Consider the following 13,649-nt stretch of genomic DNA (forward strand, 5'->3'; position numbering starts at 1 on the left):
GCTAAGCTTCGCGTTGCAAGCTGGAGCCGCTAACCCAAGTGGGAGAGACAAGGAGACGTTGTGGGATTTTGGGTACGCCGAATTCCTGGTGCTCGACGAGGCGGGATAGGAATTGCATCGCAACTTCACCGATCTCATAGGGCTGCTGGTCAAGGCCGGAGTCGAAGCCCGAGTCGTAGATGCTGCTTCCCGCCATGCCGAGCTGCTTGCCCACCTCTAGGCCGAGCTCCTGAGTCCACTGCCGCACCAAAGGGTGCGAAACGAAAACGGCATCGATTCGGTTTTGCTCGAGCCATTGCTGGTAGCTCGCCCGCCCGTGTTCGGGGTTTTCGGATTCGAGAAGAAGTGGAGGAATGATATCGTGGCTAGGAACGTGAAGGTCTCGGTGGGTTTGGAATCCAGAGAGGAAATGGTATCGCGTGCGCTCTTCCTTTCCCTTGAATCCGATGTATCCAATTCGCTTATACCCGTGTTTCAGCATGCTGAGCGCTGCGATCCGTCCACCTTCGAATTGGTCGGTGCATACGATATGCCGGTTCGAGTTCGGACTGTTGAAACCGATGCGCAAGATCGAGAAATCGTCCCAGCCTTCCGACGGTATTTGAAAGGTGGAGGGTTGGGGAGGCACGATCAGTCCGCGTATTCCGCGGGTCAGCATGATGTCCCGCAGTCGCTTCGAGCTGACCTTGAGCTCTTGGATATTGAAGGGCTCTATATCGTAGCCGAGCTTTTCGGCTGCTGTCTGGGCTCCTTCGAAGTAACGGCGAAATTCGGTGCACTTGAAGAAGTGCTTGGGGTCCTCCCAATTGTTGATCCAGCCGATGGTGGAGTGCAGGCGCTGTCGGGTTTCGGCGTAGCGATAGTTGACGAGTTGACGCAGCACGGGGTCGGGCCGGTATCCCATTTCCGCGGCGATGTCTTGGATATGGAGCTTGCGGCTCTTCGAGATGCGGGGGCTATCTCTCAAGGCGAGGGATACCGCGACGTGCGAGCAGCCTGCTTTTTGCGCGATTTCTCGAAGCGTTACGCGTTTGGGAGGCGTGTCCTTCATAGTTGTTTTGAGGTTTGGGGTATGACGGGGTGGCTAGCAGGCTAGGGAGGCCAAGGGAGAATCTTGAGCTTGCGCGAGGGAAGAGCGTGAGACTGTTGGACCAATGAGGTTGTCGCACGCAGGGCGGCGCATTGTTAGCTACAAAGGCGCTTACACTGGATACCCGAACCTTCCGTTTTTGGTTTAACAGGGTAACGGCGATAGGTGTTGAAGAAGTGAGGATGTTGCATGCACTTTTGATTATCCGGAAAGGCGCAGGGAACTTTGTTCGCTGCCGCGTTTGATTCCGTTTTATACCCTCTACGTTCACCCGTTTCTCCAAAGAACATAACCCCCTATAAATGCGGTTGCGTGCCAGCCTGCGACCGTCGCAAGAGAACTGCGACGAGGCGTAGCTCGCTGTAGCCGTAGTACGAATACGCCTAGGCATGGCTCTGTCGCTGTCGATTGGACTGCGCAGGACTTGCCGGCAGATTGTACATTGCTCCAAATGAAAAACTGTAACTGTGCCCCTCGGAGGAAATCGTTCCTTCATGACTTGAGACTGAAGCTGTCGCTTGTAGCGGCTGTTTCTTGCCTAGCGGCAACCGGTGCCGCTCAGACGACGGTAACTTCGCTCCCAGCCTTGCTGCCGTACTTGGATGACGATAACGCGAACGTTAAGCTCGCTCCTGGAACCTATTCGATCACGGCCGCCGATATAACCAACGGGACTTACGGATATACTGTAAGCGAATTAGGGTCGACAGCGGTTTTACTCTTTTCCGGTAACAATAGTACCTATGATTTTACCGATGCCAAGATCGAGATGGATACGGATGTCTTGCAGGCTTTCGGGAGCGTAAAGGTTTTCGAAATTCAGGTGATCGGCAGTAATAACGTATTGAAGAATCTGACTTTGGAGGACCTAGGAGACACTCGGCCTAAGAAAAGCGCCGTTAGTTTGGTGGTGGATGGCGCCGGGAATCTAATCGAAGGATTTCATATGACGGTGCGCGGATCCTACCCCTATGGATATGGCGATGTTTTCGGAAAAGGTGGGCCCTATACGATCAAGCACTTCAAGCATAGCGCCTTGCTGCTTCGAGGATTCCAGAACCACATCAAGAACTGTATCATCATCCATCGCTCCTACGGGCATGCCATTTTCATGCAGGCGGCAGACGAACCCCTTATCGAGGGCTGTTATGTAGAAGGGGAGATGCGTACGACCGACGATATGTTGGCCGAAACATCGGGCCCCGCGTTCGATATCGCCTTCGAGACCGTATGGGGATACACCCTGCCCGCAGGCTACAAGTTGAGCCTAGGAGAAGGCGGGATTCGCGCTTACAATGCCGGAACGACCTTGATCGACGGCGTCGTATATTCACGCGGGACGAGCAACGTTACGGTGAGGGATTGTACGATTAAGAACATGAGGACCGGGGTGACTCTCGCTCATGCAACCGGTACCAAAGAAGTTTCGGGTACGATGGTTATCGGCAGCGAAAATGGCTTTTCGCTCGGTTCCGGGGTTGTCCGCACTTCGGGAGCGGATATTGTTTATGGTCCGCTGTTGAAGAACGCTTACAGCTCCGACAAGAATTATACTGCAGACATTATGCTGCTACCTCCGAGCGAGGATTTCTATAACGGTACCCAAGCGGTTGCCTATATCGGAGGAAGCAATCACAATCTGACCTTCCGGGGAACCGAGTTTAGGCACAATCCTGACCTGAAGGTGATGGTCTCAGGAGATTACCAAGGGATTCGTATGCTCAATGGCGCGAATCCTTCCCAGAACAACCTGACCTCCAACTCGGTGGAAATTAATAACCTTACGCATTACCCGTTGGTGATTCATTCCGACAGCACGGGAGCGACAGGACAGTCGGTAGGGCCGCTTACCGACAATGGTAGCGGTTCGAATATCACCAGCGCTAGTCTGCAAACCCTGCCAGAGCCTTGGGCAGCCCACGACATTGGCGACGTTGGAGCTGCGGGTAGCTCGTCTTACGCCAACGGAGTCTTCACCGTTGTCGGTTCGGGCAACGATATCTGGAATTCCGCGGACGAGTTCCAGTTCGCCTATCGCTACGTGAACTCTTCGGATGCGACCATCACTGCAAAGGTCGACTCGGTCGATAACACAAACGGATGGGCCAAGGCCGGGGTAATGATCCGCGAACACGTGGGTACTGGATCACCTCAGGTCTCCTTCATTCGACGTCCCACGCAGGGCATTTCCTTCCAGTGGCGCGATACGCACAGCGGCGGGATGACCAGCGTTAAGGATACTACCATAACGGGAGCTGTCTGGCTGAGGCTTGTGCGTAGTGGAAACACGGTGACAGGCTATTACTCGAGCAATGGCACGAGCTGGACGAACTTTGCTAGCGCTACGATCGATCTGAATGAATCGGCCCCTATGGGCTTGTGCGTGACTTCCCACAACGACGGTGTCCTCTGTACGGGAACGTTCAGCAACGTTTCCTTGGACGCAGGCGACGTGGTAGGCTCCTGGGATTTCGGAGGCGTGTACGGTTCGCATGTTCCGGACAGTTCTGGATACAGCAATCCCGCTTTGGTGGCGGGGGCGACCGTGGATAGCGGCGTCAATGGTGGCACAGCGCTCCGTTTTGATGGCGTCGACGACACGGTGGCGGTGCCGGCGAGCGTCTTCGACGATGTTCTCAACGAGATCTCAATAGCCATGTGGGTTTTTGGCGATAGCACCCAAGCTCGCAACGACTCGGTCTTTTACGCTGAAAACTCCTCTGGTAATCGTGTCCTGAACATTCACCTGCCCTGGAGCAATTCCCAGGTTTATTGGGATGCCGGTAACAACGGGGGTAGCTCCTACGATCGCATTAATAAGACAGCGAGTTCCACGGAGTTTGAAGGTCAATGGAACCACTGGGTATTTACCAAGAATGCTTCCACAGGTAATATGAATATCTACCTGAACGGCGCTCTTTGGCACAGTGGAATGGGTAAAACCAAGACTATCACAGGAATCTCAGCAGCGTCTATCGGCAGCGGAATATCGAACAACTACTACGATGGCCGCCTGGACGAGGTAATGGTCTTCAAGACGGAGCTCAGCGCTTCGGATGTTAGCTTGCTCTACAATAGCTACTGATTTTTTTAGTTAAGGTATCGTTTATGGTTTGCGAGGGTCTCCCTGCCTGCGGGCGGGGAGACCTTTTCCGTTTGGAGCAACGACTCCTATCGTGGCGGCAGCATGGCGCCTTGCACCCATTTGCCTTCGATGAGGCTGTCGTTGTGGGAGCTGGGAATTCCGAAGCTTTTCTCCGCGATCAGGGCGGTAAGCATTCGCACGGCAGCCCTGCCGATTTCGTAGGGGCATTGGTCGATTCCAGTGTCAATGACGGTATCGTGAATGCTTGTGGTCGCCAGGCCGATATCTTGAGGAATGCGATAGCCGAGGTTTTGCAGCATGGATAGCGTTTCGCTATTGTCGGTTAGGATGGCGTCGGGGCCGTTTTTTGTAAGCCACTTTTGGAGGGCGTCCTGTTGCTTTTCGAAGGGAGCGGACGGGGGAAAGGCGAGTAAGGGAATTTGTTGGCCCTTGGGCGCCGTTTTTTGGGCCCATTCGTAGCCTGCTCCGAAAAGCCGCAAGGGCCGGTATTCGCAGACGAACCCGATACGGCGATAGCCGAGCTCGCGGGCTTTTTCGTAAGCGAGCACGGTGTTGGAAAACTGCGCGCTGCCGACGGAGTGGATCTTGGGCCTGTTATGGCTTTGGCCAAAGCGCACCAAGGCATAGTCCGACCAGTTGAAGGGTTGCAGCGCCTCGCTTTGCCCGCGCTCGGGCGGCAAGAGCACGCCTCTTATGTTCCGCGTATCCAAGATCTCCTTCAGTCGCTTAGGCGAAACCTCAGCGGTATGGAACGTTTGGAGACGGTATCCGAGTCGCCGGGCTCCTTCCTTGGCTCCTTCCCAGTAGAGGGTGAACTCCTTGTGTTCCTGGATTCGATCGGGATGCCTCCAGGTGTTGATCCATGCCAGTTCGGAGTGGATTGGGTTATCTTGCTTGGTGAAGCGGTAGCGGGAGAGGGAGGCGAGCATGGGATCGGGCGTGTATTGCATCTGCTCCGCTTTCTGTTGGATACGTTTTCGCAAGGATTCGGACACTCCGGAGAGACCGCGCAACGCCTTGGAAACGGTGACATGGGAGACACCCATCTCGTTCGCGATATCGCGCAAGGTTACGCGGGGCGAGCTGGTGGCGGAGGGACGGTTTTCCTGGGTCATGTCAGATTCGTGGCGGGTGATCGGGAAGCGCATTTGGCTGCGAGAGTAACAGGTTAGCCTAACAGAGGCTTGGGTGAAGCCTAATTCGCGTCTTGTGTGATGCTTCGGCGGTTCCATGACGAATCGCCGGCTTTTGAATCCCCCTGGAAAACGAACTCAAACTTGCCCGATGTATAGATCACTTGCCGCGATGGCTTTGTTAGGAATGGTAGCAGTCAGCCCGAACGTTGAAGCGAAGTACCGCCCGCCGGAAGAACCGCATAATCCGACGGCTTCCTTTAACTACTTGGACGAGGCTCCCGCGCCCGAGCAGCCGCTGACGCTCTGGTATCGCAAGCCCGCTACGAATTGGGAAAACGAAGCCCTGCCGGTAGGCAACGGTCGCTTGGCGGCGATGGTGTTTGGCGGGATCAACACGGAGCGTATCCAGTTCAACGAGGAAACGGTATGGGACGGGGAGCCGACTGACTACAATAACCCGGAAGCCCTTGAGGCTTTGCCGGAGGTGCGTCGCTTGCTCTTCGAAGGCAAGAATGCGGAGGCGACGAAGCTTGCCCGCGACAAAATGATGGGCAGTCCCTACCGGATTAAGTCCTACCAGACGCTGGGCGAAATTTTGTTCGATTTTCCGGATACGGATTCGGTGGCGGGCTACCGTCGCGATCTGGATCTGACTACGGCGACAAGTAGCGTTCGCTACACGGTGGACGGGGTTGAGTACAGCCGCGAGGTTTTCGCCAGCGCCCCGGATCAGGCGATCGTGATCCACCTCAAGGCCAATCGACTGGGGAAGGTTAACTTCTCCGTCCAATTCAGCCGCAAGGACGCTACGATAGAGTCTGGGGCGGACCAGCGTTTGATTTTGCGCGGCAAGCTCGGGATCGACTACGAAGCGCAGCTGCTTCCGAGGGTCGTTGGCGGGAGCGTGGTTTCCAAGGACGGCGTGCTTACGGTGAAGGACGCCAACGAAGCGACGCTGATCGTCGTGGCTGCCACCAGCTACAACAGCGCCACGGATATCGGAGGCGACGCCACGGCCCGTTGCGAGAGCTACTTGGAGAAGATTGGCGACAAGCGCTACGAGCAGATGCGAGCCGAGCACATTGCCGATCACCAGAGCTATTTCAATCGCGTGAAGCTCGACCTTGGGACCACGGAAGCGATCGGATTGCCGACTGACGAGCGCTTGGCGTCGGTCAAGGAAGGGGCGAACGATCCGCAGCTGGAGACGCTGTACTTCCAGTTCGGGCGTTACTTGCTGATCGGCAGCTCTCGCCCCGGCGGCCTTCCGGCCAACCTGCAGGGCAAATGGTGCCAGCACTACAAGGCCCCGTGGAACAGCGACTACCATTTCAATATCAACTTCCAGATGAACTACTGGCCGGCTCAGACCTGCAATCTCTCGGAGCTGCACCTGCCGTTTTTCGACTATTTGGAGAGCCTTGTTCCCTTCGGGGAGAAGACGGCCAAGGTGCACTACGGAGCCGACGGCTGGGTGGTGCATCACCTTTCGGACATCTACGGCATGACGGCTCCGGCGGACGGGGTGCATGGCGTATGGCCGATGGGCGCGGCCTGGGCTGTGCGCGATTTGATGGAGTACTATCGATTTGGCGGGGACAAGGAGTTCCTCGAGGAGCGGGCGTATCCACTTATCAAGGGCGCCGCGGAGTTCATGCTCGATTTTCTGGTGGAGGCACCGGAAGGAACGCTAGCGGCGGGCTATCTGGTACCGACGCCGGGGCATTCTCCGGAAAATACGTTTATCAAGGCCGATGGCACGGAGTCGGTGTTTACCTACGCGGCGACCATGGACTTGCAGATCATTCATGACCTCTTCACCAGCGTAGTCGAAGCGAGCGAGATTATCGATCCCAAGGGTAAGTTCGACCGCAGGTTCCGCGAGAAGGTGGAAGACGCCTTGAACCGCCTGCAGCCTCTGCAGATAAGCGAAAAGACAGGCCGCTTGATGGAGTGGGTGGAGGACTACGAGGAAAGGGATCCTCGCCACCGTCACACTTCGCACCTTTATGGTGTGCATCCCGGCCAGCAGATTACCAAGAACGGTACGCCCGAGTTTTTCGAGGCGGCTCGCAAGTCTCTGATCGCTCGCGGCGATTTCGGTACGGGCTGGAGCATGGCTTGGAAGGTGAACTTCTGGGCGCGTTTCCACGATGGCGATCACGCTCACGTGTTGCTGACGAACCTGCTCAAGAAGGGGACTCTGGACAATCTTTTCGATACGCATCCGCCGTTCCAGATCGACGGCAACTTCGGCGGCACGGCGGCGATCGCCGAGATGTTGCTGCAGAGCCACGATGGAGAAGTCCGTTTGCTGCCGGCCCTTCCCAGCGCTTGGCCGGATGGATACGTGCAAGGCTTGCGGGCCCGCGGCGGCTTCGAGGTGGACATTGCCTGGAAGGACGGTGAATTGACCGAAGCCACCATTCGCTCGCTTAGCGGCGAGGCTCTGCAGCTTCGCTATGGGGACGTTCGCAAGGAAGTGGAGCTTGATAAGGGAAGCTCGTTCAATTGGAACGGTAACTAGAGTAAATTTCGTTTCGAGAGTAGGGAATAGCGGCGTGCCCGGCGGTCCCGCCCTACCTGATGCGACTGATCAGAGAAAAAATGCTATAGCTTATTTTTGGTTTGTTTGTAGGTTGTCCCCGTCCTTTTGGACGGGGATTTTTGGGGATTCGTTACGCGGCGCTTTGGAAGAGTATCGAACGGTGAAGGGGCGCCTTGTATTATTCGTTACATGCTACGAATAGCAAAAGGGAGGCAGGCGGAATATGCGGTGCTGTCTATCTATTTACGCGGAGGCGCAGGAAGTAGCTGCTGGCGTAGTCGGGCCATAGGGATTCTGGAATCGAAACCGTTTCGATTTCCGCGCCGGTGCCAGTCCAGACCGTTTGCCAGTCGGGAGCGGCGAGGTCTTCCGTGCCTTCGAGCGTGTAGTTGAGGTCGGGATCCGGAACGCGGTTGAATCGGACTTCAAGTTCCGTGCCCTCAGCGGGACGAGCGACTTCGATGACGGAGCCTTGCGGAGCGTTGGGATCGGATCCGGTGGCGTATTCCAAGAGGTTTAGAATGCCGTCGGAATCCGCGTCGAAATCATCTGCGGCGATTCCCGCGTTTTCGGAGCTTCCGAAGTTCGCGAAGCGCCATTCGTCCAGCCGGGTCCAGGGGCTGCCGATGATTTCCACTTCAGCGAGGTTTAGGCTTCCGCTTCCCCGAAGCTGTATCAAGACAGCGTGTCCGACCACCTCGGGGCTGAGTTCGACCATGGGCGCGGGATGGTTGGCCTGGTAGTTCGTCCAAACCGGTTGGCCGTGCTCGTCGAGTACGCTTACGTCGTAGTTACTGAGGATTTCGGAGCAGCAATCCGTTCGGCCCCAGATGCGGATGTCGGAGATCTTCGATCGGCCATCGAGGTCGATCCTCCACCAGGGCTGGTCCTCGTCCTCGGTCTGCGAGAGGGAACCGTCGCCTAGGGCGCCGCTGGTGCTTTGGTCGGTCGCGAGCGAGGCGATGGACTTGAGGAAGGTCGAGCTCTGGCTGGCGGTGCCGTAGAACGCGAGATTGCTCACTAGGTCCCAGCTTGCTGTCGCGAAGGCGTTGTTGGCTCCGGCGTCCGTGATCGGACCTATCGATTTGCCGCGGTTGTCGGAGGCGTTGTCGTCGAAGACGATCGGATAGCCGCTTAGGTTGTTGATCACGATATTGTTCGCGGCGAGGTTTTCGACATCGTGGTAACTGCTTTCGATGCGCTTGTCGCCGCCGACGTTGATTTGAAGCTCTGGGTCGGGCGATTCCTCCAATCCACGGAAGGTGAGGTTGTGGTAGCTGCCGTAGATGTAGGCGAGATGGCGGCTTCCGTTGTAGTGCTTTCCTTCATACGGAAGAATAGTGATGTCGGCGGTAACGCCTCTATCCGATTCGTAGTCGACTCCGAAGGCGGGGCCGTACTGTGCGTCGGAGCTGCAGTTTTCGATGATGCCGGAACCGATCGCGTAACCGCGTTCGCAGCCGATGGTCGTGCAGCCTGCGACGTATTTCGTTCCCCGCGCGTGGGTGAGGGTTACGCCGGTGCGCATGTTGACGATGGTATTGTTTATGATGGTTGGGTTCGTGGTCCCTCTGCTGTATTCTACGCCGTCGACGATCGTTTCGCCGGCGTTGTAGGCGCGGATGCCGCCTTCGCCGGTGCTCTTCATGTATCCAGGCGGAAGCCTGAATCCCCAGACAGTTTCGAAATCGATGTCGAAGGCGGGCCCTGAGGTTTCCGCTAGCATGTCGTCGGTTGAGCGCATCTCGCCTTCGATGTAGCAACCTTCGATGATGGGATTGTTGGCAGCCTGCATGAACATGGCGTGCCCGTAGGAGCGATGGATGAGGGTGCAGTTCTTCGCATGGTTGGATTCCCCGCGAATAAGGAATGCGCTGTGCTTGAAATGCTTGATGGTGTAGGGGCCGCCTTTCCCGAAGACGTCGCCGTATCCATAAGGATAGGACCCTTTGATCGTCATGTGGAATCCTTCGATACGGTTGTGGGCGCCGTCCATGACGACGTTGACGCAACCGTCTACCGGGAAGTCGTCCACGGTCCCGATGTCGACCATGGTCAGGTTTTTCAGGACATTGTAATTGCCGATGGTTTGAACTTGGTAGACCCCGTTGTTGCCGTAGTCCTGGCGCCAGACGGACGAATCGACCTCAAGCGTCACTCCGGTGAAATCGTAGGTACTGTCGTTGCCAGAGAACTTGAGGAGGATCTTGTGGTTTCGGCCGAGCATCGCCGTCGAATCGCTGTAGAGTCCGTTCAATACGTCCGCTCCGGTGATGCGGTAGGTGCCGGGGGCCAGTTTTACCGTGACATTATTCTTGGATAGGAATGGTTTCAACGCTGCGAGCGAATCGACGGTAATCACGCCTGTGTATTGGCTAACCAGTACGTTGGAGTCAGTGTTCTGAAGATTGTCGCCATCTGTATCCGTAACGGTATGACGCGGGAGACTGAGCGTGACCGCGACGTCGAGACCCGGTGTAACGGTGATGGAATAGCTAGATCCGGAACCGACGAGGTTTGATAGGGTGCCGCCCGTAATGTCGAAATTCTCCAGTGCGAGGCCTGTCACATCTTCGCTAAAGTTGATCTGCACTTGGTAGGCATCGGCGACCGAATCGCTGGCGGTGGTAAGAGTGGGTTGAGGTTGGTCGCTGCTCGGGGCGACGTAGGTGGTCCGAATCGTGTTGGATTCTGGGTTTGGCTCGTTGAAGGCGTCGAGCACGGTCTCCGCTGGGAGGTAGACGAGAACGTCTCCGTTGGCCGTTGGGGTAATGGTGACGGTCCAGTTGGAGCCGGAGCCGTCGAGCTGGGAGACAATTCCGTTTGAGACTGAGAAGTCGCCGAGTTCTAAACCGCTTACTTCTTTGGTGAAGCTGAGGGAAATGTCGAAGCTGCCGGAAACGGAATCGCCAGCGGTGGCGCTTAGGGTTGGGATGGGGCCGGTTTCGAGTTTGCGCAGTTGGTAGGCGTTGAAGTGGGGGCCTGAATCCAGTCCGGAGATGATAATGGTTTGAGAAGTGGCGTCGGCTTTGAAGGTACCGATCACGTATTGGTCGTTAACCGCGCCGCTTAAGTTGCCGTTGCCGTCTCCAAACTGCATGCGGCGATGGTTTTGCGGCCCGCGTTGGTCGAGGTACCAAAGTTGAACGAGGTAGGATTTTCCGATCTCCAGAGACCCCGCGCCGACTTGGAAGCTGGTTTCGCTGCCGTAGTCGAGCGAGTTGAGGAGTTGGTTGTATCCAAAATCTCCAGTGTCGTCGAAATAGAAGGGTATCGACGCGTCGCCGCTGAGGAGGGAGGTAATCGGCTCGAAGGGAACTCCGTTTATAGTTGAGCTGAAGCTGGCATCCGTTCCGCAGGCGTTGAAGGCTTCGACTAGGTCGCCTTCGGTAGACACATCGCTCGCGGAGCTAATGTTTTGGACGTTTTGCCAGGTTATGGTTGCGGCTTCGAACGGCGCGGAGCTAGACAGCAAAGCGCAGCCCGTGAGAATGGCACGGATCGTTTTCATGGGTAGGGGCGAGGCAACTACAAAAGAGTTGCTCCGCCTCTGGCCCAAACGAAACGCTGTTTACACTGTCTAGCAGCTCACGGAGCTTTCGAGTTTATCGCATTGGTCCTTGCCGACGCAGTCGGATCATCGCCGCGAAGCGGATCTAGCGACGATAGGAGCGATGCTTCTTTCTGATTCGTTTGAAGGTGACCTCGTCCTTTCAGGCTGACTTTATTTTGCGGGCAGCAAGGGTTGCCGCGTATTTTAGTGACCGAGAGGAACTATCTTCTCATCGTGGATCAGGTCAGGTTGCTGTGTAAAAAGCAGTGGACGCATTCATATAGAATGCGTCCAGTTTACAGTCTTTGAGCTGGTTTTTAAGACATGCTGGTTTTACCAGGATATTTCTGCATACGCGTAGCCCCAGCCGTAAACTTCAACATTCATCGTGTATGTTCCTCCGGGGCCCCAGTTGGTATCGCTATCCTCATTGTACTCGTTAAGACCGTTGCCATTATCCCAGTCATAATCAGGGTCGTAATCCTCTGTATTTGCCGCATCTGCCCATGCTGAGGCATATCCGTTTGGTCCTTCAATATCTGCATAGGCATAAGCGTCTTCGACACTCACTGCTGCAAACATCTCCACTGTTGCTCCCTGCGGAACTTGAACAACCAATGAATTGCTTTCGTAACTATAGGCTTCTATTGACTCGAATCCGGCGTAGGCACCTGCAACCATTAGGAATGAGGCGATGAATCCGGTGATGAGGTTCTTTTTTAGGGTTTTATACATGATTTATATTGGTTTCCTGGTGTTTATGTATGTGTTTTTGTTTTTACTGATTATCAGTAGTGAGATTTATAGAAACTTTGTATTTTTCTGAAATTTGTTCAAGAGTGGATCTGATCTCTTTTTTCTCTGATTCTTTTCTGAATGCAGTGCGGACCTCTTTAATTACGGATTCGAATTTTGGATAGAATATACCGCTTTTATCAAGAATAAAACAGTAATTGAAGTTTCCGTCTGCGTTTATTGTGGCTCTCGTGAGGTTTCCTGTATTGGCAGAAAAAAGGCCGAGATCTCGGTGTTTCGAAAAATTATTATCTGTAATTTGGATATTCCGTTCCAGTACTTGGGATGCGTCTTGTAGTTGGTTGTATTGGGGAGTTTGAAGATTTTCTTTTTTGTGTGAGCGCAGGTAGTGCAACAAGAATTGTCTAGCTTCGTTTTTGTTCTTCGATTCCGAAATGAGGAATTTAATAGTTTTAGGGGCTGTGAAGTTTGTACGGTTAGCCTCGAAGAAGGTTTTTAGTTTATCTTCGGATGTGGATATTCTTGGGTGTATTTCGAGTTCAAGGTATTTGTTGTATATCGTGTTGTTCTTGAAGTTTTCCCGTTCTTCAGAGAAATGCCAGGATTGATCAAGTTTTAGTGACAGTGAGAGCTTTTTTCTTTTTTCTTGAATGATGAAGGAGTCTATCTCGGATGATATGTTTTTTACGGTGTTTAAGGGTTTTTTAATTACGGAACGGTTATAATGATTTAAGAATGATTCTGCTTTTACTTTTATCTGAAAGCCGTCTTCATAGTATTCAAATAACGCTTTGCTCAGTCCTTTTGATTGGTGTTCGAATTGGGGTGTAGGATGTGAATTGGCGAGCAGTTCTCGGATGGCTGCGATGTTTTCTGTTTTTTTTGAGTCGGTTAATATTTTTTTTCCGTCTTCAATTATTAATTGGCGGATTTTTTTGGGGTCTTGATTTGCTTCGTCGTCGAACTTCGCAAAGAGCCATTTCGCATAGGGACCGTTCGGGGAGTTTGTTAGCATGTGGTTTGTTAGGATCTCTGTGCTTCTAATCACGTCATGGGCTTTGTCGTAACCTTGTGATTTGGCTTCGCACACTAACAGCAACTTGTTAATCCATTCGGCTCTCCAGCTTTCCTCTTCGTCTTCACTTATCTCATGACGAGGCTTTTTCTTGAATGATCGATTTAATTCTCTTTCGTATATGTAATTGGAGATCTGGATATCACCAATTTGCATTTTGATTTGTTGTTCCTGTTTAGTGGGGTTGGCGAGTTCTCCTGCTGTGAGTGTCTGGATGAATAAAAATATGTTGATTGCGAGGCAGGTGAAGGGAGTGAAGCGAACCGTGATCATTTTATATTTTTAAAAAGCCCTAGCCTGAATAATTCACGGCAGTCGTTTTGAAAGAGAGCATCCCTGGCTGCTTCTTCGTTTCGACGCTTCGAGCTGATTTCGAGCGTTTTTG

General features: G+C 54.0%; 7 protein-coding genes. 2 read left to right on the forward strand and 5 right to left on the reverse strand.

Annotation, left to right across the window (positions count from 1 at the left end; all coding sequences use genetic code 11):
- Position 1: 1 nt before the first annotated feature.
- Positions 2-1,051 (reverse strand): LacI family DNA-binding transcriptional regulator, encoded by a 1,050-nt coding sequence (locus QEH57_RS19870; protein WP_309008538.1) that lies wholly within the window; start codon positions 1,049-1,051, stop codon positions 2-4.
- A 538-nt stretch (positions 1,052-1,589) separates the two neighbouring features.
- Between QEH57_RS19870 and QEH57_RS19875 the strand changes: the two genes are divergently transcribed.
- Positions 1,590-4,175, forward strand: a complete 2,586-nt coding sequence (locus QEH57_RS19875; protein ID WP_309008539.1) for a LamG-like jellyroll fold domain-containing protein — start codon at positions 1,590-1,592, stop codon at positions 4,173-4,175.
- Between the two features lie 86 nt (positions 4,176-4,261).
- Here the strand turns inward: QEH57_RS19875 and QEH57_RS19880 are convergent, their stop codons facing one another.
- Positions 4,262-5,344 carry a LacI family DNA-binding transcriptional regulator gene (locus tag QEH57_RS19880; RefSeq protein WP_309008540.1) on the reverse strand — a complete coding sequence of 361 codons (1,083 nt, stop codon included), beginning with the start codon at positions 5,342-5,344 and terminating at the stop codon, positions 4,262-4,264.
- 136 nt (positions 5,345-5,480) lie between these two features.
- Between QEH57_RS19880 and QEH57_RS19885 the strand changes: the two genes are divergently transcribed.
- Positions 5,481-7,859, forward strand: coding sequence for a glycoside hydrolase family 95 protein (locus tag QEH57_RS19885; RefSeq protein ID WP_309008541.1), 2,379 nt, complete (start codon positions 5,481-5,483; stop codon positions 7,857-7,859).
- Between the two features lie 256 nt (positions 7,860-8,115).
- Here QEH57_RS19885 and QEH57_RS19890 read toward each other — a convergent pair whose 3' ends face one another.
- From QEH57_RS19890 to QEH57_RS19900, 3 genes are all read right to left on the reverse strand, one after another.
- A complete protein-coding gene (locus QEH57_RS19890; protein WP_309008542.1) occupies positions 8,116-11,391 on the reverse strand; it encodes an Ig-like domain-containing protein in 3,276 nt (1,091 codons plus the stop codon).
- 375 nt (positions 11,392-11,766) lie between these two features.
- Complete coding sequence (locus QEH57_RS19895) at positions 11,767-12,168, reverse strand: hypothetical protein (protein ID WP_309008543.1); 402 nt, start codon at positions 12,166-12,168, stop codon at positions 11,767-11,769.
- A gap of 43 nt (positions 12,169-12,211) precedes the next feature.
- Entirely contained in the window at positions 12,212-13,537 is a 1,326-nt protein-coding gene (locus tag QEH57_RS19900; protein WP_309008544.1) for a hypothetical protein, read from the reverse strand.
- Positions 13,538-13,649 lie beyond the last annotated feature (112 nt).

Source organism: Pelagicoccus sp. SDUM812005, assembly GCF_031127875.1.
Taxonomy (GTDB): domain Bacteria; phylum Verrucomicrobiota; class Verrucomicrobiia; order Opitutales; family Opitutaceae; genus Pelagicoccus.